Origin of the sequence: Streptomyces sp. NPDC001941 (genome assembly GCF_040296945.1) — a bacterium.
Classification (GTDB): Bacteria; Actinomycetota; Actinomycetes; order Streptomycetales; family Streptomycetaceae; genus Streptomyces.
On the sequence record NZ_JBEOYE010000134.1, the window covers coordinates 1 to 20209 of the forward strand.

A 20209-nucleotide genomic window follows, 5' to 3' on the forward strand; every position below is an offset into this window, starting at 1 on the left:
GGCACGCCGTTCAGCGGGTCAGCGGGTCAGCCCTGCTGGGTGCGGCGCTTGCGGACCGCCCACAGGACACCGCCGCCGGCGAGCAGGGCCGCCGCGGCGGCGCCGCCGATCACCGGGGTGCTGGAGGACGAGCCGGTCTCGGCCAGGTTCGGCGAGGTGCTGCTCGGCTTGGGGGCCGGGGCCGCGCTCGACGACGACGTCGACGGCGACGGGCTGGTCTCCGGCGACGAGGTGCTCGGGCTCGGCTTGGGGCTCGGGCTCGCGGGCGGCGTGGCCGGCGGGGTGGTCGGGGGCTTCTCGCAGACCGGCGAGGTCTTGGTCTCGTCGACCGAGTACTGCGGACCGTCACCCGCCTTCACGACGAGGCGGACCTTCGCCTCCTTGTCGTGCGCGGGGAGCGCCAGGGTCTTGTTGAAGTTGTCACCGAACTTCTCGGTCGGCAGCAGGTCGGTGCCGTCCACGGTGATGGTGACCGAGTTGTCGGCCTTCTCGCCGTAGTACTTCAGGTCGACGGTCACCTCGTTGCAGGTGACGGACCAGGTCGGCGTGTGGGCGGACGCCGGGCCGGCCGCGAGCGCCACTGAGCTCGCGGCGACGACCGCGGCCACGCCGAGCACGCGGATGCTCCGGCGCGATCTGGTGGCTATGGACATGTGTTCCTCCGAACGTGGGGTCCCCCGAATGGGGTGGAGCGCAGAGTACTGCTCGTTGCCGCGTACGCAACAACCCGCCCAGGGGTTACAGGCGTCAACTCGTTACCCGGCGCGCCCCTTTGGCCACCCTGGACCCCTTGCGTCCCGTCACGTCCGCATCGGGGCCCTGTCCCCCGTTCGCGGTGTTCGTCCGCCTCCCCGGTGCGTCAGCACTCCCCCGTACGCGCGCGCCCGCACAGTGAACGGATGCGTACGAAGAAGGCAGTCGTGGCCGGGGTCCTCACGGTCGGCGCGGTGACGGCGACCCTGGTGGCCCTCGGCCCCCTGGACTCCCCGCCGCGCTCCGCTCCCCCGCGCGTCCCCGCGGCCGCGGCGGGACCGGTCGGCACCGCCGAACTCACCGAACGGCTGCGCGCGCACCCCGACGACCACCGCGCCTGGTCGGCCCTGGGGGTCGCCGAGGTGGAGGAGGCGCGGCGCACCGCCGACCCCGCGCACTACACCAAGGCCCAGCGGGCGCTGGAGCGTTCACTGGCCCTGCGGCCCGCCGGGCCCGGCAACACCGACGCGATGGTCGGCATGGGCGCCCTGGCCAACGCCCGCCACGACTTCGCCGGCGCCCGCCGGTGGGGCGAGCGGGTCCGCGCGGCGCGGCCCGACCTGTGGACCGTCTACCCGGTGCTCGCCGACGCTTACACCCAGCTCGGCGACGAGCCGGCCGCGACGACCGCGGTGCAGCGGCTGCTCGACCTGCGCCCGGGCCTGGCCGCCTTCACCCGCGCCGCCTACGAGTTCGAGACCCACGGCAGGGCCCCGCAGGCGGCCGAGGCGCTGGAGCGGGCCAGGGACGTCGCCGGGACCCCGGCCGACGTGGCGTTCTGCCTGCACCGGCTCGGCGAGCTGGCCTGGGAGCGGGGCGACGCGCAGGGCGCGCTGCGGCGGTACGAGGAGGCGCTGCGGGCCGACCCCGACGCGCACGCCGCCCTCGCGGGCCGGGCCAAGGCGCGGGCGGCGCTGGGCCGCACCGACGCGGCGCTGACCGACTACGAGACGGTGACCGCGCGCGTACCGTTGCCCGAGTACGTCCTGGAACTGGGCGAGTTGTACGAGTCGCTGGGCCGCGCCGCGGACGCCCGGCGGCAGTACGACGTGCTGCGCGCCGAGCTGAGGCTGTTCGCGGCGAACGGCGCGTCCGACGACCTGACCCTCGGCCTGTTCGAGGCCGACCACGGCGAACCGGCCGCGGCGGTCGCGGCGCTGGAGCGCGAGTGGTCCCGGCGCCGCCCGGTGATGGTGGCCGACGCGCTCGGCTGGGCGCTGCACCGCGCGGGCCGCGACGCGGAGGCGCTCGCGTACGCGGAGAAGGCGGCCCGCTACGGCTGGCGCACCGCGCCCTTCCTCTACCACCGGGGCGAGATCGAACGGGCCCTGGGCCGCACGGAGGAGGCGCGCGCGCACCTGGCCGAGGCGCTGCGCCTGAACCCGCACTTCTCGCCGCTGCGCGCGCCGCTGGCCGCCAAGGCCCTGGAGGAGCTGTGAGCGTCCTCGCGCACGGCGCCCTCACCGCGCTGCTGCTGGTCCAACCGGCGCACCCGCTGGGCAACTTCACCATCAGCCACTACCACGGCCTGACCGCGCACGCCGACCGCCTGGAGGACCTGGCCGTCGTCGACCGGGCGGAGATCCCCACGCTCCAGGCCGGGGGCCGCGACGACGCGGGCGCGCTGTGCGCCGAGGCGGCGGCCGGGCTGCGGGCCGAGGCCGGCGGACGGCCGCTGGCCTGGCGGGTGGCGGACGCGCACCTCGCCTACCTGCCGGGGGACGCCGGGCTGCGCACCACCCGGGTGACCTGCCGGCTGGTCGCGCCCGCGGACCTGCGGGCGGCGCGGGACGTGGTGGTGCGCGACACCAGCGGGGCCGGGCGGATCGGCTGGCGCGAGATGACCGCCCGGGCGGGCGACGGGGTGCGGCTCGCCTCCGCCGACGTGCCGGAGCGCAGTGCCACGGCGGAGCTGCGGCGCTATCCGGACGAGCGGCTCGCCGACCCGCTGGACGTGCGGACGGCCCGGCTGCGGGTGGAGCCCGGTGCGGGCGGGGGCAGCGCGCCCGGCCCGGAGGCCCTGGCGCTGCCCGGGCCGCTGGCGGGGTGGACCTCGGCCCTGGAGACCCGGCTCGGCACCCTGGCCGCCTCGGACGGCCTGACGCTGCCGGTGGGGCTGGCCGCGGTGCTGCTCTCACTGCTCCTGGGCGCGGCGCACGCGGCGCTGCCGGGGCACGGCAAGACGGTGATGGCCGCGTACCTGGTGGGGCGCCGGGGGCGGAAGCGGGACGCGGCGGTGGTGGGCGCGACGGTGACGCTCACGCACACGGCGGGCGTGCTGCTGCTCGGCCTGGCCCTCACCCTGACGGCCTCCTTCGCCGCGGACCGCCTCCTCGGCTGGCTGGGCGTGCTGAGCGGGGTGCTGGTCGCGGGGGTGGGGGTGATGCTGCTGCGGGGCGCGGGCGGCACGGGGCACGGGCACCACCACCACCATGGGCATCATCATCACCATGGGCATGGGCACGCTCATGACCATGACCACGCGCACGATCACGCGCACGGGCATGACCACACCCACGATCACTCTCATGTGGTGCACGCACATGGCGCGCCCGCACACGGCGAGCACGAACACGGCGCCCACGCACATGGCGCGCACCCCCACCCCCACCGCCGCGGCGCCCTCCTCGGCATGGGGGTCGCCGGTGGTCTGGTCCCCAGCCCCTCCGCGCTCGTGGTGCTGCTCGGGGCGATCGCGCTGCACCGCACCGCGTTCGGGGTGGCCCTGGTCCTGGGGTACGGGATCGGGATGGCCGCCGCCCTCACCGCGGCCGGTCTCCTGGTGGCCCGCTTCGGCGACCGGCTGGGCCACCGCTTCACCCGCGCCTCGGCCTGGGCGCGCCGGGTGCGGCCGTGGCTCCCCCGGGCCACGGCCGCCCTGGTCCTCGCGGTCGGCGTGGGACTGGCCGTCCGCAGCGCCGTACCGCTCCTCGCCGGTTAGGGCCTGTCCTACGGCAGCGCCCTGGGCTCGGAGACGTACGGGAACGTCTTGCCCACCGGCGGGACCGGGCCGTCGGCGAAGCTGACCGCGAACAGCAGCGGGTGGCCCTTCCCGGCCGGTTCGCCCAGGGCCATCCGGGAGAAGATCGCCGTCGCGTCGTCGTCGTAGCGGCGGCCGTTGGGGAAGCCCTGCTTGTCGCCCGCGAGCCAGCCCTTGTTGTCGGGGCGCTTGGCGAGCGGGGTGCCCATGTTGAGGCGCAGGACCTCGGCGGCGCGCACCCTGGCCGGCTCGGTGTCGGCGTTCAGGAGCGGGGAGTTGAGGTCGCCCTTGACCGGCCCGTTGTTCTTGCCGACGCCCTTCATCAGGATCTGCCAGAGGTCCTCGCGCGGCTGCGCCGGCGGCGGCACGGTGAGGGCGTGGAAGAGGTTGATGAAGTGCGGCCCGTTGGGCTTGCGCACCATGTCGTTGATGGGCTTCCAGCCGGCGTCGTTCAGCGGGTTCGACCCGTTGTACTGGTCGGCGATCCCGCCCGGGGTGCCGATCAGGAGGCCGGCCGCGCTGAGGAAGGAGTCCGGTGCGAAGCCCTCGTTGAAGAAGGAGTGGCCCAGGCGGGAGACCTGGACCCAGCCGGGCTCGCCGCCGCCGTCCACGCGCAGGGACTTGCGCGCGGCGGTGGCCCAGACGCCGACGACGGGGTTGCGGCCGGGGTCGCCCTTGAGCGCGAGGAGCTTCTTGGGGACCTGCACGGTCATCACGTTGACGTTGGAGAACACCAGCGGGTTGACCGGGGCGGGCACGTCGATGCCCAGCTTGAGCAGGGCGAAGACGCGTGCGTCGATGAAGAACGGGTCGGCCGCCTGGCCGGTGTAGGAGCGCCCGCCGCCGGGGAGGGCGACGGTGGCCTCGCGGCGCAGCTTGGCGTAGTCGGGCATGGTGACCAGGCCGGAGCGGGCCGGGGCGGCGACGGCGTTCTTCACCAGGACCTTGGAGGCGCCGCCGCGGATCTCCTCCAGCGTGTAGTGCTGGCGCAGCAGGAGGTTGGGGTCGTCGAGGCCGTCGACGCGCCCGTTGACGGTGCCGATCGGGATCTTCCTGCGGTCCTCGGTGGTGAAGGTCCAGCGGTAGACGACGTCGGCGCGGGCGTCGCCGTCGCTGTCGATGTTGATGTCGTAGCGGGTGTCCTTGCCGAAGAGTGCGGGCGGCAGGATGCCTCCGGCGGCGTTCGGCAGGGTGATGGGGTTGTACGTGGCGGTGAGGGTGACCGTGTCGGGGGCCTCGGGGCTGGTGAAGGCGTAGAGGTCGGCGCCGTTGATGTCGGGGTTGAGCATCGCGGTGGGCGCGTCGACGTGGCTGCCCGCGTGTCCGGTGCCGGTGCCGGGTCCGGCCAGGGCGCCGGCGGTGAGGGCGGTGACGGCGGCGGTGAGGGCGAGGACGTACTTCTTCTGGAGGGCGCTCTTCCTGGGGAGGACGCGCTTCTCCTGGGGGACGTCGTTCTCCGGGGCGCGGCGGTGCGCGGTCATCGCCGTCAGCCCTGCGTCCGGGCGGACTTCAGGGGGTCGCCGTAGACCGTCTTGCCCGAGAGGCTCGCCCAGAAGTCGGGGCCGGGCAGGAAGCTGAGGGTGGCGTCCAGGTTGAAGATCGGGGTGCCCTCGGGCAGGTCGACGCCGAAGGTGGCGAGCGCGTCGGAGAAGGGGCGGGCGGCCCGGAACTCCCAGTCCTTGGGCCCGAAGCCCAGCTCGCCGGTCCCGGGGTCGACGCGCGGGGTGATCACCGGGTGGAAGCTGTGGGAGCCGACCAGCAGGTCCTTGGCGGTGGTGGTGGCCAGCAGGGTGCGCCGCTCGGGGCCGTCGTTGACGCGCAGGTTGCAGTACGCGCCGGGGACGGGCAGCACCGCGAGCCAGATCCCGTCGCAGACGGCCTTGTCCTTGGTGGCCGGGCGGGCCAGGGTGAGGCCGCCGGGGTAGCAGACCCGGAAGACGTGGGCGAGGTCCGGCTCGATGCTGTCCTCGAAGAAGCCGAGCGGGAAGCGCGCCAGGTCGTCGCGGCCGGGGACCTTGGAGAGCGGGGCCGAGACGGCCCAGGTGGCCTTCTCCTTGGCCAGGACCTTCAGCGCCTGCGGCTTGAGGGTGACGTCCGCGTGCCCGAACGGCGTGAAGTAGACACCGCCGGTACGGGTCTTGCAGGGGCCCTCCGCCGGAGCCCCGGCCTGGGGTCCCGCGACGGCGGCGGCGGTGCCCGCGCAGCCCAGCAGGGTGAGCGCGGCCGCGGCGGCGAGCGCGGCGGCGCGACGCGGGAGTCGGGAGGGGCGGGGGATGCGCATGGGCGGGCTCCTGGGCGTACGTGAACGGGGGAGCGGTCCGCTCCCCCGCTCACTGAAGCCCGCCGCGTCCGCACCCGCACACGGAGTGTGGCGAAAGAATGACGCGTCGTCACGCAGGGTGTGCGTGGTGCGGTGCCACGACCGGCGCCCCGCCGGTCACGGCACCGGCGTCACGGCACGAGCGTCCAGGTGCCCCAGCTGCCGCCCGGGGCGGTCTGGGTGACCTGCCAGGTGCGGTCGCGGTTCCACTCGCGCGCCTTCAGCCGGATGCGCCCGTCGGCGAGCTGCTGGACGCTGGTGGGCTGGCCGAGGCCGACGTTCGCCTCGGGCACGGCGCCCGTGGAGGTGACCGGCCCCCAGGCGTCGCCCGGGGCCTGCTGGCGGCGCAGCTCGATGGCGCCGGGCGCGGAGTAGGAGCCGGAGGCGAAGGCGTCGACGCTGCCGTCGCCCTCGCGGAAGAGGACGACGCCGCCGTGGTACGGGGTCGGGGCGAGGCCGAAGGTACTGGGCGTGCTCCAGGCGAGGGTGCCGGCCGTCTGGGCGGAGGCGCAGAAGACGCCGTAGGTGGAGAACAGGACCTCCAGGCGGCCCTGGCCGTTCTCGAAGGCGGTCACGTAGTAGCTCTTGGGGCCGACGGTGGCGGCGCTCACCCGGCTCCAGGCGCCGTACGCGCCGCCGGGGGCCGCCTGCTGGCGCTGCCAGACGAACGGCAGACCGCCGGTGGCGGTGGAGTCGTGGAAGAGCTGGAACTGCGCCACCCGGCCATCGGCGCGGTTGACGGAGACCAGGCTGTCGGCGACCGGGCTGCTGGCCAGGCCCTGCGCGCCGGCGTCGGTCTGGCAGCCGGCCGCGTGGGCCGCGGTGGCCGGGGCGAGGAACCCGGCGGCGACGGCCATGAGCAGGGCGACGAGCGCGTGCACGGCCCGCGGCAGGGGTCTGCGCGGAATGGACTTCACGGGAAACACCGCCCCTTCGTGGTCACTTGAGACACGGCCGCATCCTCCGTCACGGAGCGGTCGCCCGGCCAGAGCCGCTTTCGGCCACCGGTGAGTTGTCGTCCGGCCAGGTGGAAGTGGCAGAGTGAGCCCGCGTCACCCCTGGCAAAGAAGCAACCAAACAACATCAACGAACGAACAAAGGAGGACGGGCCGTGCCCGCTCCGCGGATGAGTACGACACCCCTGCCCGGCATCGGTGTGCAGTACGACCTGACCACGAGGGAGAGCCGCCACCTGTCCGTGGTGGCCCACCGCGACGGCACCCGGACGGTCAACGTCTACCGCTCCGACGACCCCGACGCCTGCGCCCAGTCGCTGCACCTGACGGGCCCGGAGGCGGCGTCGCTGATCGACGCCCTGATGCCCGGCCACCACAGCCCCAACGTGCTGCACACCACCGACCTGGGCCTGGTCGCCGAGCGGATGGAGCTGGCGGGCCAGTCCGACTGGAACGGCCGGGTCCTGGGCGACCTGCGGCTGCGCACCGAGACCGGCGCCTCCGTCGTCGCGGTGCTGCGCCGCGCCGAGGCGATCCCGTCCCCCGCCCCCGACTTCCGCCTGGCGGGCGGTGACACCCTGATCGTCATCGGCACCCGCGAGGGCGTCGAGGCCGCCGCCGCGATACTCGGCCGGGGGGTGTGAGCGGATGCACGGTGCGGTCTTCCTCATAGAGTTCGGCGCGATCATCCTGGGCCTGGGCCTGCTCGGGCGGCTCGCCGGGCGGTTCCGCTTCTCCCCCATCCCGCTCTACCTGCTGGCCGGCCTGGCGTTCGGCGAGGGCGGACTGCTGCCGCTGGGCGCGAGCGAGGAGTTCGTGGCGATCGGCGCCGAGATCGGGGTGATCCTGCTCCTGCTGATGCTCGGCCTGGAGTACACCGCGAGCGACCTGGTCTCCAACCTCAAGACGCAGTACCCGGCCGGCCTGGTCGACTTCACCTTCAACGCGCTGCCCGGCGCGGCGGCGGCGCTGCTGATGGGCTGGGGCCCGGTGGCGGCCGTGGTGCTGGCCGGCGTCACCTGGATCTCCTCCTCGGGCGTGATCGCCAAGGTGCTGGGCGACCTGGGGCGGGTCGGCAACCGCGAGACCCCCGTCATCCTCAGCATCCTGGTCCTGGAGGACCTGGCGATGGCCGTCTACCTGCCGATCGTGACCGCGCTGCTCGCCGGGGTGAGCCTCGCCGCCGGCAGCGCCACGCTGGCGATCGCGCTGGGCGTGGCGGGCGCGGTGCTGTTCGTGGCGCTGCGGTACGGACGGCTGATCTCCCGGTTCGTCTCCAGCGACGACCCGGAGAAGCTGCTCCTGGTGGTGCTCGGCCTGACCCTGCTCGTGGCGGGTGTGGCGCAGCAGCTCCAGGTGTCGGCCGCGGTCGGCGCGTTCCTGGTGGGCATCGCCCTGTCGGGCGAGGTGGCCGAGGGCACGCACACGCTGCTGAGCCCGCTGCGGGACCTGTTCGCGGCGGTGTTCTTCGTCTTCTTCGGCCTGCACACCGACCCGGCGTCGATCCCCCCGGTGCTGCTGCCCGCGCTGGCGCTGGCGGTGGTCACCGCGCTGACGAAGATCGCGACCGGCTACTGGGCGGCGCGCCGCTCGGGCATCGGCGTGCGGGGCCGCTGGCGGGCGGGCGGCACGCTGGTGGCGCGCGGCGAGTTCTCCATCGTGATCGCGGGCCTCGCGGTGTCGGCGGGCATCGAGCCGCGGCTGGGCCCGCTGGCCACGGCGTACGTGCTGATCCTGGTGGTGGCCGGGCCGCTGACGGCCCGCTTCACCGAGCCGATCGCGATGCGCCTGGTGAGCCGGCGCGCCGGGGCGCCCGTCCCGGCGCCGCGCGAGCCGCAGGCCACCTCGGTGGCGCGGGACTGATCCCCGTACGGAGAACCGGGGAATGAGCGAAGACCGGGGCCACGCGGGTGGACGCGGGAATGCACGAATGAACCCGGCGAGAATCCGGTGAGAACCACGGAAAGGGCCCCCGGAACCACCCGGGGGCCCTTTCCTTTCACCCGTTCGGACGCGCCGCGCATTCCCCCGCATTTCCGTCCGCCGGTCGCTGGCGATACTGGGGGAATGGGGCTGACCAGTACGTCGTTCTTCGTCGCGCTCAACGTGGTCTGCGTGCTCGCGGTCCTGGGCACGCTGGTGTTCTGGGGCCGGATCCCGGGGCCCTCCTGGGTGCGCTGGCCGGCCCGTCTGGCGCTGATCCTGGTGTGCCAGTTCGCCGCCATCGCGGCCACCGCGACCTGGATCAACAACCAGTACGGCCTCTACGCCTCCTGGAACGACCTGCTGGGGACGGACAGCTTCACCGACGACGCCTCGCTGCCCGGCGTCCCGGCGAAGAAGGCGAAGTTCACGCGGTCGGCGAACGGGGTGCTCAGCACCCAGTTCCGCGGCTCGGCCTCGAAACTCTCGGGCCAGGTCATCGTGTGGACCCCGCCGGAGTACGAGCAGGCGAAGGACAAGAAGAAGTTCCCCGTGATCCTGCTGCTGCACGGAGTTCCCGGCGGCCCGCAGTCGTACCTGGAACAGGGCGGCATCCCCGACGACTTCTCGGACCTGGTGGCGCGGGGCGTCACCCACCCGTTCGTGCTGGTGATGCCGGTGGTCAACCCGGGCAACGTCAACACCGACTGCAGCGACGTGCCCGGGCACAAGGTGGCGACCTGGCTGGCCAAGGACGTGCCCGACCTGGTGCGCACCCACTTCCGCACGCTGCCGGACGCCAAGGCGTGGGGGGTGATGGGCTTCTCCACGGGCGGCTACTGCGCGGCGAAGCTGCCGCTCCAGTACCCGGACGTGTTCGGGGCGGGCGCGGCGCTGGACCCGGACCCGCTGGACGGCGAGCCGGACATCCTGCCCGACAAGGCGCTGCGGGACCGCAACACCCCGACGCTGCTGGTACGGAACTCCCGCGCCGACGTCGGCATCTTCCTGGCCACCTCGCTCCAGGACAGGGACAGCCCGCGCTCCGCCATCGACGCGTTCGAGAAGGCGGCGGCCGGGTCGTCGGTGAAGGTGAAGACGCTGATCCGGCCCACCGGCGGGCACAACTACCAGACCTGGACGGGGATGTACCCGGACGCCTTCGGCTTCCTGGGCTCGGAGCTGCGCCCGCCCGGCTAACGCTCCTTCGCGGGCGGCACCACGACCACCGGGCAGTGTCCGTGCAGCAGCACCGCGTTGGCCGTGGAGCCCAGGGCCAGGCTGCCCGGGGTGAGGCGGCGGCGGTGCCGGCCGACGACCACCAGGGAGGCGTCCTCGGAGGCGGTGACCAGGCGGCCCGCCGCGTCGCCCGGCGCCACCGCGTACCGCACGGTCACCGGCGAGCGCTCCGCGTACGGGCGCAGCCGCTCCGCCTGGGCCCGTGCGAGCTCCGCCTCGGGGGCGGACGGCTCGGCGGCGGTGCCGACCGGGAGCAGCGCGCTCAGCGGCACCAGGTAGGTGGAGACCACGTCCAGGTCGGCCCCGCGCCGCTCGGCCTCGGCGAACGCGAAGGCCACCACCTCGTCGTCGGTCTCCCGCGGGTCGAGCCCCAGGACCACCCGGCGCGCGTCCGGCACCGGCGGCGCCGGTTCGCAGCCGTGCGTGACCACGACGACCGGGCAGGCCGCGTGGGCGCTCAGGGACCGCCCGGTGGAGCCGAGCAGCAGGCTCGCGAAGCCGCCGCGCCCGCGCGAGCCGAGGACCACCATCCGGGCGCGGCCGCTCAGTTCGGCCAGGACGGCGGCGGGCGTGCCGGTCGGCGCGTCGTACCGCACGGGCGGCAGTCCCGCGCGGCCCGCGAGCAGCTCGCGCACGCCGTCGAGGACGGGGTCGCCGGGGCCCTCGGGGAGCGGCGGGTAGTACTCGTGCGGGGCGCGCACGCGCGCGTAGTCGGGGCGCACGTGCACCACGAGGAGTTCGGCGTCCCGGGAGCGGGCGGCGTCCAGCGCCCATTCGAGGGCCCGCAGGCTGTGCTCGGAACCGTCGACCGCTGCCAGGACCGGGAGGCTGTTCATGCCTCAAGCCTGCTCCGGCACGGCGCCCCCGGGCAGGGACCAAGGTCACTTGTTGCCGCTGCCCGCCCACCCCCGCCCGCTCCCCGCCAGCCCCTCCACCCGCCGGATCCCGGCCATTCGGTGGTACGGCGCATTCCGGACCTGGCGGGCGGGCCCGGCGCCGACTAGAAGGACGACGGGAGTGCCGAGCCATCCAGGAGGCCGCCGTGGACAGGACCGTCGACAAGGGCACGTTCCGGGACACCTTCAAGAACCGGGCCGTCGTGGTCCCCGCGCTGGCGCGGGGCACCGGACGACGCCTGGCCGAGCGGGCCAACGAGGCCGCCGGGCGCGGCGACGACGCGCTGCGCACCAAGGCCGAGCTCGGCGCGCTGTACGAGCTGCTGCTCGCCGAGCAGGGGGACGCGGAGGCGGGCGGCGTGCTCGTCCTGCGCGACGGGAAGGGGCAGTCGACCGCGGTGGGGCGGCTGGTGGAGGAGTACCTGCGGGCCACCGAGGACAAGCAGGGCTTCTTCGACCACCCGATGTACCACGTGGCGGTGACGGGCTGGCCGCCGGGCGTGCTCACCGCCGACGAGGTGACCGTGGCGCCGCCGGGGGCGCTGCTCACGGTCAGGAAGAGCTACCCGCCGGGCGCTCCGGGCGCGGGCACCCCCGCCGAATCGGCGCCGACGCTGCTGGCCACCCAGGCGTTCTCGCTGGTCAACAGCGGCAACCTGACGGCCCGCGCGCCCAAGCGGTCGTGGAAGGCGGACCTGGAGGTCGGCGCGAGCGAGGACCGGCTGTACGGGATGGAGCGGGTCAACCTGAAGGCGATGTACAACGACCCGTCGCAGATGCGGGAGGCGCTCGCCTGGCGGCTCCTGGAGCGCGCGGGGGTGCCCGCGGCCCGGCACACGTACGCGACGTTCTCCCTCGACGACCGCTACATGGGCCTGTTCTCGGTCATCGAGCAGGTCGACAAGAAGTTCCTCAGGGACCACTTCGGGCGCAACGACCGGGGCAACCTCTACAAGGCGTACTGCGGCGACGTCGGCTGCGCGACGCTGGAGCACCGGGCGGACGCGGACGGGCGGGACGCGGGGCGCCAGTACTACTCCCCCGGCAGCGCGGTCGACGACCGCACGTACCGGCTGAAGACCAACGAGGACGACCCGGCGGCGAACACCTACGACGACCTCGCCGTGCTGGTGCGGGCCGTCAACGGCCTCGACTGCGCGGGGGACTTCGCCTCGGACGCGTTCCGCGAGGGCGTCGAGCGGGTGCTCAACGCGCGCGCGTTCCTGCGCTGGGCCGGGGCGAACGTGCTGCTGGGCAGCTGGGACAACTACTTCGCCACGCCGTCGAACTACTACCTGTACAACTCGGGCCGCCTCGGCGACGAGCGGGGCTTCATGGCCCGGCCGTACTTCACCTTCGTGCCCTGGGACTACGACAACAGCAGCGGCATCGACTTCTTCGACACCCCGTGGCAGTACACGGACCTGCTCGACTGGCCCGCCATGACGGGCGCGTACTGCCGCGCGACGGGCGCGCCGCACCCCCGGTCGCGGCTGCCGCTGTTCACCAACCTGCTGGCCCACCCCGACTTCTGCCAGTACTACCTGGACCACCTGGAGCACCTGCTGGACACCTCCTTCTCGCCCGAGGGCGTGGCGGAGCTGGTCGGCGCGGAGGGGTCGGGGCGCACCGACGGGCTGTGGCAGATGATCAGCGACGCGGTGTACGGGGAGTCGGGCAGCCCGGACGGACAGCCGTACACCGGGAGGCAGTTCACCAATGACGAGGTGTACCGGGCGGCGTACCGGCAGTGGGAGCTGCGGCGCGGCGCGCAGTTCACGCACGGGATCTACCACTACACGCGGATGCGCTACGACCGGGCCCGCGAGCAGCTGGCGGACCTGCGCAAGACCTATCCGTACGGGGCGGGCGGGGCCGGGTTCTCCGCCGCGATGGAGGAGTTGCCGTCATGACGGGGAAGACGACGGGGTCCGCGCCCGCGACGCTGCGGCTGGTGAAGGAGGCCCGGCTGCGGGACCTCGTCGGCAAGCAGGCGGGCACCCGCCTGGAGGCGAGCGGGGTGCTGTACCGGGGCGGGGTGTTCCTGGTGGTCTGCGACAACGTCCGCGACCTGCTCCGGGTGGGCAGCGAGCTGTCGCCCAAGGCGCCCGAGAACGGCGTGCTGCGGGCCCGCGCCGGCAAGCGGGCCGCGCAGGGGTACGAGGACCTGGCGTACGACCCGTCCGGTGACCGCTACTTCGCGCTGACGGAGTCGGTGGCGGTGAAGGGGCGGAAGAAGGCCGCGGGCCGGGGAGGGGAAAAGGGCAAGGGCAAGGGGGCGGCGAAGGGGGCCGACCCGGGCTTCCGGGCGAAGGTGCGCGCGTACGACGGGAAGCTGCGGCCGGGCCGCGAGGCGGTGCTCGACTTCCCGCTGCCGGACACGGGCAAGGGCATCGAGGGCCTGGAGTGCGTGGTGCGCGGCGGCACGGCCTACCTGCTCGGGCTCTGCGAGGGCAACCGCTGCGCGAGCGGCGCGGCGGGGCGCAAGCCGGGCGGAGGGCGGATCCAGGTGTTCCGCCAGGGCGGCGGCAAGGACGGGGAAGAGGGCGACTGGAAGCGGGTGGGGACCGTACGGCTGCCCGCGTCGCTGCCGTTCGAGGACTACGCGAGCGTCTCGGTGCGCGGGGAGCGGATCGCGGTGCTCTCGCAGGCGTCGTCGGCCCTGTGGGTGGGGCGGCTCGCGCCGGACGCCTGGGAGGTGGTGGACGAGGGCGCGGTGTACCGGCTGCCCCCGGACTCCGCGGGGCGCACGGTGTACGGGAACGCCGAGGGCGTGTGCTGGGTGTCCGGGGAGTACGTGGTGATCGTCTCCGACCGGGCGAAGCCGGGCCCGGACCGGGCGCGGCACCGGACGAAGGACCAGTCGGTGCACCTGTTCCTGGTGCCGGGCGGGACGGGTCCCGCTACAGCTTGAGCGCCGCCGTCGTCAGGGCGTCCAGGACCGGGCGGAACAGCGGGTGCGTCTCGGCGCCCCGGCGCACCGCGGCGAACACCCGGCGGGTGGCCGCCTGGCCGGAGACCGGGAGCACCACCGCGTCCTTGACCGCGATGCCGCGCAGCGCGGAGCGCGGGACCAGGGCCACCCCGGCGCCCGCCCCGGCCAGCGCCGCCACGGCGCGGAAGTCGTCGGAGGAGTGGATCTGGCGCGGCTGGAACCCGGCGAGCTCGCAGGCGAGCACCATCACGTCGTGGCAGGGGTTGCCGGGGTAGGGGCCGATCCAGTCGTCGTCGGCGAGCGCGGCGAGCTCCACGCGCTCGCCGCCGGCCAGCGGGTGGCCGCCGTGCAGGACCGCGTCGAAGGGCTCGGCGTACAGCGGGACGCGCGAGAGGCGCCGGTCGTCGGCGGACGGTGCGCCCCGGTACTCCACGGCGAGCGCCAGGTCCGCCTCGCCGTCCAGGACCATCGGCAGGCTGGCGTCGCCCTCGGCGTCCCTGACCCGGACCCGGATGCCGGGGTGCTCGTCGGCGAGCCGGGCCACGGCGGGGGCGAGGACCTCGGCGATGCCGGTGGCGAAGGCCGCCACGGTGACGTCGCCCTCGGCACCGCCCGCGTACCGCGCGAGCTCGGCCTCGGCCCGCTCCAGCTCGGCATGGACGGCGTGCGCGTGCCCGAGCAGGATCTCGCCCGCGGCGGTGAGCGCGACGCCCCGGCCGCTGCGGATCAGCAGGGTGTGGCCGGTCTCCTGCTCCAGGGCGGCGAGCTGCTGGGAGACGGCGGACGGGGTGAGGTAGAGCGCTGCGGCCGCGGCGGTCACCGTACGGTGGTCCGCCACGGCGCGCAGGATGCGGAGCCTGCGGGGGTCGATCACCCAGCCATTGTCGCCCGCGCGTCGACGAAGGCCGCCACGGCCTTCTCGATGTCCTCGGTGGAGTGGGCGGCGGACAGCTGCACGCGGATGCGGGCCTGGCCCATCGGCACGACCGGGTAGGAGAAGCCGATCACGTACACGCCGCGCTCCAGGAGCAGCTCGGCCAGCCGGCCGGCCTCGGCCGCGTCACCGATCATCACGGGGGCGATGGCGTGGTCGCCGGGCAGGACCTCGAAGCCCGCCCCGGTCATCCGCGAGCGGAACAGCGCGGTGTTCGCGGCGAGCTTCTCGCGCAGGTCGCCCGCAGACTCCAGCAGGTCGAGGACCTTCAGGGAGGCGGCGGCGATGACCGGGGCGAGGGAGTTGGAGAACAGGTACGGGCGCGAGCGCTGGCGCAGCAGGGCGACGATCTCGGCGCGGGCCGCGACGTAACCGCCGGAGGCGCCGCCGAGCGCCTTGCCGAGGGTGCCGGTGATGACGTCGACGCGGTCCATCACGCCGTGCAGTTCGGGGGTGCCGCGGCCGCCGGCGCCGACGAAGCCGACGGCGTGCGAGTCGTCGACCATGACCATGGCGTCGTAGCGGTCGGCGAGGTCGCAGATCTCGGTGAGCGGGGCGACGTAGCCGTCCATGGAGAAGACGCCGTCGGTGACGACGAGCTTGCGGCGGGCCCCGGCCTCGGTGGCCTCCTTGAGCTGCTTCTCCAGGTCGGCCATGTCGCGGTTGGCGTAGCGGAAGCGCTTGGCCTTGCACAGCCGGATGCCGTCGATGATGGAGGCGTGGTTGAGGGCGTCGGAGATGACGGCGTCCTCGGGGCCGAGCAGGGTCTCGAAGACGCCGCCGTTGGCGTCGAAGCAGGAGGAGTACAGGATCGTGTCCTCCTGGCCCAGGAAGGACGACAGGCGCCGCTCCAGCTCCTTGTGCACCTCCTGGGTGCCGCAGATGAAGCGCACGGACGCCATGCCGTAGCCCCAGCGGTCCAGGGCGTCCTTGGCGGCGGCGACGACCTCGGGGTGGTCGGCGAGGCCGAGGTAGTTGTTGGCGCAGAAGTTGAGCACCTCGCCGGGGGCGCCGCCCGCGGTGACGGCGACGGACGCGGACTGGGGGGTGTCGATGACGCGCTCGGGCTTGAAGAGCCCGGCCTCGCGGATCTCGTCGAGGGTGGCGCGCAGGTCGTCGCGTACGGACGCGTACATGAAGTCTTCTCCCTTGGGGGGTCGCCGGGGGCGGAGGGGGTCAGGCGGTCCAGTCGAGGATGATCTTGCCGCTGCGGGCCGTCGCGGCCTCGTCGAAGGCGGCGTCGAAGTCCTGGTACGCGTACTTCCCGGTGATGACGGGGCTCAGGTCGAGGCCGCCCTCCAGCAGGACCGTCATCGCGTACCACGTCTCGAACATCTCGCGGCCGTAGATGCCCTTGATCGTGATCATCGAGGTCACGACCTTCGCCCAGTCCACCGGGAACTCCTGGGCCGGCAGTCCGAGCATCGCGATCCGGCCGCCGTGGGTCATGTTGCCGATCATGTCGCGCACGGCCTCGGCGCGCCCGGACATCTCCAGGCCGATGTCGAAGCCCTCCTTCAGGCCCAGGGTGCGCTGCGCCTCGGCGATGGAGGACTCGGCGACGTTCACCGCGAGGGTCGCGCCGACCTTGCGGGCCAGTTCCAGGCGCGGCTCGCTGACGTCGGTGATCACGACGTTGCGGGCGCCCGCGTGCCTGGCGACGGCCGCGGCCATCACGCCGATCGGGCCCGCGCCGGTGATCAGCACGTCCTCGCCGACCAGCGGGAAGGACAGCGCGGTGTGCACGGCGTTGCCGAACGGGTCGAAGATCGCGGCCACGTCCAGGTCCACCTTGGTGCGGTGCACCCACACGTTGGAGGCGGGCAGCACCACGTACTCGGCGAACGCGCCGTCGCGGCCCACGCCCAGGCCGACGGTGGCCCGGCACAGGTGGCGGCGGCCGGCCAGGCAGTTGCGGCACTTCCCGCACACCAGGTGGCCCTCGCCGGAGACCAGGTCGCCGACGGCGGTCTCGGTCACCGCGGAGCCGACGGCCGCGACCTCGCCCACGAACTCGTGGCCGAGCACCAGCGGGGTCTTCACCGCGGACTGTGCCCAGCCGTCCCAGGAGCGGATGTGCAGGTCGGTGCCGCAGATGCCGGTACGGAGCACCTTGATCAGCACGTCGTCCGGCCCGTACTCGGGCTCCGGCACGTCCATGAGCCGCAGGCCGGGTTCGGCGGTGTGCTTGACAAGGGCCTTCATGGGCGCGTCTCCAGGCATGGCGGGGAGGGGCCGGGCACGGGGCCGCGAGGCCCGCCCGGCGGACGCGCTCCAATCTGCCGATCTTCGCGCGCCCCGTCCATCGAGGTTTTCTTAAGCGGGCCGACAGCGCAGCTTCACGCCCCACGTCACGGCGCCCCGGACCGCCGCCCCGCGGTCATCCGTACGGGTCGTGCGCACCAGCGCGGCCGGGCAGCGCGGGACGCCCGTACGGGTGGCAGGCACCTGGCGGCGCACGTGGTGGCGCACTCCTCCGTACGGGTGACGCGGGCCGTGCCCCCGGCGGGGGTCAGCCCGCGGGCACCCGCTGCCAGTCGCACGGGTCGGCGGCCCGGCCCGCGCCGCCGGCGCCGAGGGCCTTCAGGGCGACGCTGATCAGGCTGAGCAGCAGGTCCACGTCGGCGTCGCAGTCGAGGAGCACCGTGACCCACCCGGCCCCGGGCGTGACCTGGATCGCCGAGCTGCCGCGCAGGTGCGGCAGCAGGCGTGCGACGGCCGTGCGGGTGAGGTGGACGTCGGCGGCGTTGTCGGAGTGGAAGTGCACGAGTTCGCACTCCCCGGTGGTGAATCCGTGCCCCACCGCGCATCCGGGCGGGGCACTTACCAGGTCCGGCCATGTCTGCAGACGAGTCATGGCGCGATCGGCCGCGGTCATGTCCCCATCCTCGCGCACGCTTCACCCGCAGGACCACCCCCCGACACCTTCTCCTTGCCGGGGCGGAGAAGCGTCGTCGGGTGGTCGCGGCGCGTGCCGGACCCACAACGGGAGGGGGCGTCCCGGAAGATGGCTCAGTTCCTCCGGAACGCCCCGCGGCCCCCGTCGTGTTGGTCCAAAGTGGACCGGGTGACGCCCGCTCCGCGTCACCCGGCGGAACCTCCCGACCCGGGGCGATCCGCGACGGGGGCCGCGAATGCCGCAGGATTCGAGCCAGCTTGGCTCTCCTTACGGAAGGATTCCGTCTCGTTGGGGTCCCTGGGCGCACCGGGACCCGGCTCGGTGGTCTCATGTGCCCGTGGTCGGCGCCCGTCGACCGGGCCCGCCGCGCCCCGTGGCCGCGGCGGACGCTCGGCACAAGGAACACGCTAGTGGAGCGCCCTCGTCCGGTCGCACCGCCAGTTCGGGGGGGTTGCGGGTGCGGGGTGTGCGAGGGGAGGCAGGGGTGGGGAGCGAGGTGTCCACGGGCCTGGGCTCTGGGCTCCAGCGGGCCCAGCGGTTCATCGTCCTGGCGGCGCTGCTGTACCGGCTGAGCCATCTCATGGTGGGGCTCGTGGCGGTCTTCCAGCACCAGCGCGACCAGCCGGTGTCCTGGCTGGTCATGGGCACCGCCACGGGCACGACGGCGCTGGTGTACGCCTCCGCGGTGCGCACGGGCAGCTGGTTCTCGGCGCCCCGGGTGTGGGCGGACGTCCTGCTGACCGGGTGCGTGCTGCCGTTCGTGGCGTACTCCTGGGCGGACGCCCGCCAGCCCGAGTCGATCGCCTGGGTGATGCTGCTGGGCGGCTCCTCCAGCGCGATGGCCGGGGCGGCGCTGCGCCGGCCGGGCGCGCCGATCGCGGTGGCGCTGCTCGTCGGCACGCACGCGGTGGGCTACCACCTGACCGGCGCGCCGATGGCGGTGACGGCCGGGCACATCAACTCGGTGGTCTCCTCCGCGGTGATCGTCTGGGTGTTCTGGTGGTACCTGCGGCGCCAGGGGAGCCAGTTGGACGAGGCGACCGCGCAGGCGATGCGGGCCGAGGCCGACCGCGCGCGGTACGCCGAGCGGATAGCGCACCACCGGGCGCTGCACGACACGGTGCTGGCCACCCTGACGACCATCGCGGGGGGCTCGGTGGACGCCAACTCGATCCGCGTGCGCGAGCGTTGCGCGAAGGAGGCGTCCTATCTGCGGCGGCTGATCCAGCAGACCTCGGAGCCGCTGGGCGAGGACGACGAGAGCAAGGACGTGGGCGTGGCGCTGGAGCAGGCGGTGCGCTCGGCGGAGGCGCTGGGCCTCGCGGTCACCGCCCAGTACCACGAACTGCCCTCGGTGCCGCCGGACGTGGCGCGTTCGCTGGCCGACGCGGTGACCGAGGCGTTCAACAACGTGCGCAAGCACGCGGGCACCGGGCGGGCCTATCTGACCGCGGTCGGCGACGACGGGCACGTGGTGGTCACGGTGGTGGACCGGGGCGCGGGCTTCGACCCGGACGACCCGACCGCCGGGCTCGGGCTGCGCCGCTCGGTGCACGCCCGGATGCGGGAGATCGGCGGGGCCGCCGAGGTGGACAGCGCGCCCGGCGAGGGCGCCCGGATCGAGCTGCGGTGGCCGGGGTGACCAGCGTCGCGGTGGTCGACGACGACCGGATGCTGCTGGACGGGATGCGCTCCTGGCTGGGCCAGGTGCCCGGACTGCGGCTGCTCGCGACGGTCTCCACGGTCGGCGAACTCCTCGCGGCCGGGGTGGGGGTGCCGGAGGTGGTGCTGCTCGACCTGGTGCTGCGCGACGACTCCGACCCGGCCGACAACATCCGCCGGCTGCGCGGCGCGGGCAGCCGGGTGCTGGTGATCAGCACGGTCGCCGACCCGGCCAGGATCGTGGCGGCCACGGCGGCCGGCGCGGACGGCTACCTGACCAAGGACCACGACCTGCCGACGCTGGTGGCGGCCCTGGAGGAGGTGGCGGCCGGGCGCACCGCCCACTCCCCCGAACTGGCCTTCGCCTGGAGCCGCGACACCGGCCCGGCCCGCCCCAAGCTGGCCCCCCAGGAGCTCCAGGTGCTGCGCGACTACGCCTCCGGCCTCACCCTGAAGGCGACCGCGCGGCGCGCCGGGATCAGCCCGCACACCGCGAAGTACTACCTGGACCGGGTCAAGGAGAAGTACCAGGAGGCGGGCCGCCCCGCGTACACGAAGATCGACCTGGCGCGCCGGGTCCGCGAGGACGGCCTGGAGCGGCCGGAGGACTGAGGGGTGTGCAAGAAGAACGATTGCCCGAACATCTACCGGACGGTCGAGGGGAATTTCGTCGTTCAAGGTGCTGTCTCCCGTACGTTCCAGCCGCCGTTCG

At 74.1% G+C, this 20209-nt stretch carries 18 protein-coding genes; 9 read left to right on the top strand and 9 right to left on the bottom strand.

Annotated features, from left to right (window positions below):
* Positions 1–26: 26 nt before the first annotated feature.
* Positions 27–653 carry an LAETG motif-containing sortase-dependent surface protein gene (locus ABT160_RS42900; protein ID WP_351654613.1) on the bottom strand — a complete coding sequence of 209 codons (627 nt, stop codon included), beginning with the start codon at positions 651–653 and terminating at the stop codon, positions 27–29.
* A gap of 246 nt (positions 654–899) precedes the next feature.
* Here ABT160_RS42900 and ABT160_RS42905 point away from each other — a divergent pair, with 246 nt between their 5' ends.
* Both ABT160_RS42905 and ABT160_RS42910 read left to right on the top strand, forming a co-directional pair.
* A complete protein-coding gene (locus tag ABT160_RS42905; RefSeq protein WP_351654616.1) occupies positions 900–2192 on the top strand; it encodes a tetratricopeptide repeat protein in 1293 nt (430 codons plus the stop codon).
* Positions 2189–3694, top strand: a complete 1506-nt coding sequence (locus ABT160_RS42910) for a HoxN/HupN/NixA family nickel/cobalt transporter (protein WP_351654619.1) — start codon at positions 2189–2191, stop codon at positions 3692–3694. The genes ABT160_RS42905 and ABT160_RS42910 overlap by 4 nt, the downstream gene beginning before the upstream one ends.
* Positions 3695–3702: 8 nt before the next feature.
* Here the strand turns inward: ABT160_RS42910 and ABT160_RS42915 are convergent, their stop codons facing one another.
* From ABT160_RS42915 to ABT160_RS42925, 3 genes are all read right to left on the bottom strand, one after another.
* Positions 3703–5214: a DUF4331 domain-containing protein gene (locus ABT160_RS42915; RefSeq protein WP_351654621.1), complete on the bottom strand. Its 1512-nt coding sequence runs from the start codon at positions 5212–5214 to the stop codon at positions 3703–3705.
* 5 nt (positions 5215–5219) lie between these two features.
* Positions 5220–6014, bottom strand: a complete 795-nt coding sequence (locus tag ABT160_RS42920) for a hypothetical protein (protein ID WP_351654624.1) — start codon at positions 6012–6014, stop codon at positions 5220–5222.
* A gap of 170 nt (positions 6015–6184) precedes the next feature.
* Positions 6185–6970: a DUF8189 domain-containing protein gene (locus ABT160_RS42925; RefSeq protein ID WP_351654627.1), complete on the bottom strand. Its 786-nt coding sequence runs from the start codon at positions 6968–6970 to the stop codon at positions 6185–6187.
* A 194-nt stretch (positions 6971–7164) separates the two neighbouring features.
* Here ABT160_RS42925 and ABT160_RS42930 point away from each other — a divergent pair, with 194 nt between their 5' ends.
* From ABT160_RS42930 to ABT160_RS42940, 3 genes are all read left to right on the top strand, one after another.
* The gene (locus ABT160_RS42930) at positions 7165–7653 is read left to right on the top strand and encodes a cation:proton antiporter regulatory subunit (protein ID WP_502984404.1); all 489 of its coding nucleotides are present in this window, start codon (positions 7165–7167) and stop codon (positions 7651–7653) included.
* A 4-nt stretch (positions 7654–7657) separates the two neighbouring features.
* The gene (locus tag ABT160_RS42935; protein WP_351654633.1) at positions 7658–8872 is read left to right on the top strand and encodes a cation:proton antiporter; all 1215 of its coding nucleotides are present in this window, start codon (positions 7658–7660) and stop codon (positions 8870–8872) included.
* Positions 8873–9076: 204 nt separating this feature from the next.
* A complete protein-coding gene (locus ABT160_RS42940) occupies positions 9077–10132 on the top strand; it encodes an alpha/beta hydrolase (protein WP_351654636.1) in 1056 nt (351 codons plus the stop codon).
* On the opposite strand, the gene ABT160_RS42945 is transcribed toward ABT160_RS42940, so the two are convergent.
* On the bottom strand, positions 10129–11007 hold the full coding sequence (locus ABT160_RS42945; protein ID WP_351654639.1) for a universal stress protein: 879 nt from the start codon (positions 11005–11007) through the stop codon (positions 10129–10131). The genes ABT160_RS42940 and ABT160_RS42945 overlap by 4 nt on opposite strands.
* A 206-nt stretch (positions 11008–11213) precedes the next feature.
* On the opposite strand from ABT160_RS42945, the gene ABT160_RS42950 reads away from it, so the two are divergent.
* Complete coding sequence (locus tag ABT160_RS42950) at positions 11214–12980, top strand: CotH kinase family protein (protein WP_351654642.1); 1767 nt, start codon at positions 11214–11216, stop codon at positions 12978–12980.
* Positions 12977–13981 carry a hypothetical protein gene (locus tag ABT160_RS42955; RefSeq protein ID WP_351654645.1) on the top strand — a complete coding sequence of 335 codons (1005 nt, stop codon included), beginning with the start codon at positions 12977–12979 and terminating at the stop codon, positions 13979–13981. Before ABT160_RS42950 ends, ABT160_RS42955 begins: the two co-directional genes overlap by 4 nt.
* Here ABT160_RS42955 and ABT160_RS42960 read toward each other — a convergent pair.
* The 4 genes from ABT160_RS42960 to ABT160_RS42975 all read right to left on the bottom strand — a co-directional run bounded on the left by ABT160_RS42960 (position 13971) and on the right by ABT160_RS42975 (position 17814).
* Positions 13971–14876, bottom strand: a complete 906-nt coding sequence (locus ABT160_RS42960; protein WP_351654648.1) for a LysR family transcriptional regulator — start codon at positions 14874–14876, stop codon at positions 13971–13973. The two genes, ABT160_RS42955 and ABT160_RS42960, sit on opposite strands and share 11 nt — an antisense overlap.
* Positions 14873–16072, bottom strand: a complete 1200-nt coding sequence (locus ABT160_RS42965; RefSeq protein ID WP_351654651.1) for a glycine C-acetyltransferase — start codon at positions 16070–16072, stop codon at positions 14873–14875. The genes ABT160_RS42960 and ABT160_RS42965 overlap by 4 nt, the downstream gene beginning before the upstream one ends.
* Before the next feature lie 40 nt (positions 16073–16112).
* Positions 16113–17141, bottom strand: coding sequence for an L-threonine 3-dehydrogenase (gene tdh, locus ABT160_RS42970; RefSeq protein WP_351654654.1), 1029 nt, complete (start codon positions 17139–17141; stop codon positions 16113–16115).
* A 307-nt stretch (positions 17142–17448) separates the two neighbouring features.
* Positions 17449–17814: a luciferase domain-containing protein gene (locus ABT160_RS42975; protein WP_351654656.1), complete on the bottom strand. Its 366-nt coding sequence runs from the start codon at positions 17812–17814 to the stop codon at positions 17449–17451.
* 505 nt (positions 17815–18319) lie between these two features.
* Between ABT160_RS42975 and ABT160_RS42980 the strand changes: the two genes are divergently transcribed.
* Together ABT160_RS42980 and ABT160_RS42985 are read left to right on the top strand one after the other, a co-directional pair.
* Positions 18320–19477 (top strand): sensor histidine kinase, encoded by a 1158-nt coding sequence (locus ABT160_RS42980; protein ID WP_351654659.1) that lies wholly within the window; start codon positions 18320–18322, stop codon positions 19475–19477.
* Entirely contained in the window at positions 19474–20109 is a 636-nt protein-coding gene (locus ABT160_RS42985) for a response regulator (protein WP_351654661.1), read from the top strand. The genes ABT160_RS42980 and ABT160_RS42985 overlap by 4 nt, the downstream gene beginning before the upstream one ends.
* Positions 20110–20209: the final 100 nt, after the last annotated feature.

Bases quoted from the DNA above. Each gene is read 5' to 3' on its own strand.
- ABT160_RS42905 (WP_351654616.1), top strand. From the start codon at position 900: ATGCGTACGAAGAAGGCAGTCGTGGCCGGGGTCCTCACGGTCGGCGCG.
- ABT160_RS42900 (WP_351654613.1), bottom strand. From the start codon at position 653: ATGTCCATAGCCACCAGATCGCGCCGGAGCATCCGCGTGCTCGGCGTG.
- tdh (WP_351654654.1), bottom strand. From the start codon at position 17,141: ATGAAGGCCCTTGTCAAGCACACCGCCGAACCCGGCCTGCGGCTCATG.
- ABT160_RS42920 (WP_351654624.1), bottom strand. From the start codon at position 6,014: ATGCGCATCCCCCGCCCCTCCCGACTCCCGCGTCGCGCCGCCGCGCTC.
- ABT160_RS42915 (WP_351654621.1), bottom strand. From the start codon at position 5,214: ATGACCGCGCACCGCCGCGCCCCGGAGAACGACGTCCCCCAGGAGAAG.
- ABT160_RS42940 (WP_351654636.1), top strand. From the start codon at position 9,077: ATGGGGCTGACCAGTACGTCGTTCTTCGTCGCGCTCAACGTGGTCTGC.
- ABT160_RS42935 (WP_351654633.1), top strand. From the start codon at position 7,658: ATGCACGGTGCGGTCTTCCTCATAGAGTTCGGCGCGATCATCCTGGGC.
- ABT160_RS42965 (WP_351654651.1), bottom strand. From the start codon at position 16,072: ATGTACGCGTCCGTACGCGACGACCTGCGCGCCACCCTCGACGAGATC.
- ABT160_RS42945 (WP_351654639.1), bottom strand. From the start codon at position 11,007: ATGAACAGCCTCCCGGTCCTGGCAGCGGTCGACGGTTCCGAGCACAGC.
- ABT160_RS42975 (WP_351654656.1), bottom strand. From the start codon at position 17,814: ATGACCGCGGCCGATCGCGCCATGACTCGTCTGCAGACATGGCCGGAC.
- ABT160_RS42955 (WP_351654645.1), top strand. From the start codon at position 12,977: ATGACGGGGAAGACGACGGGGTCCGCGCCCGCGACGCTGCGGCTGGTG.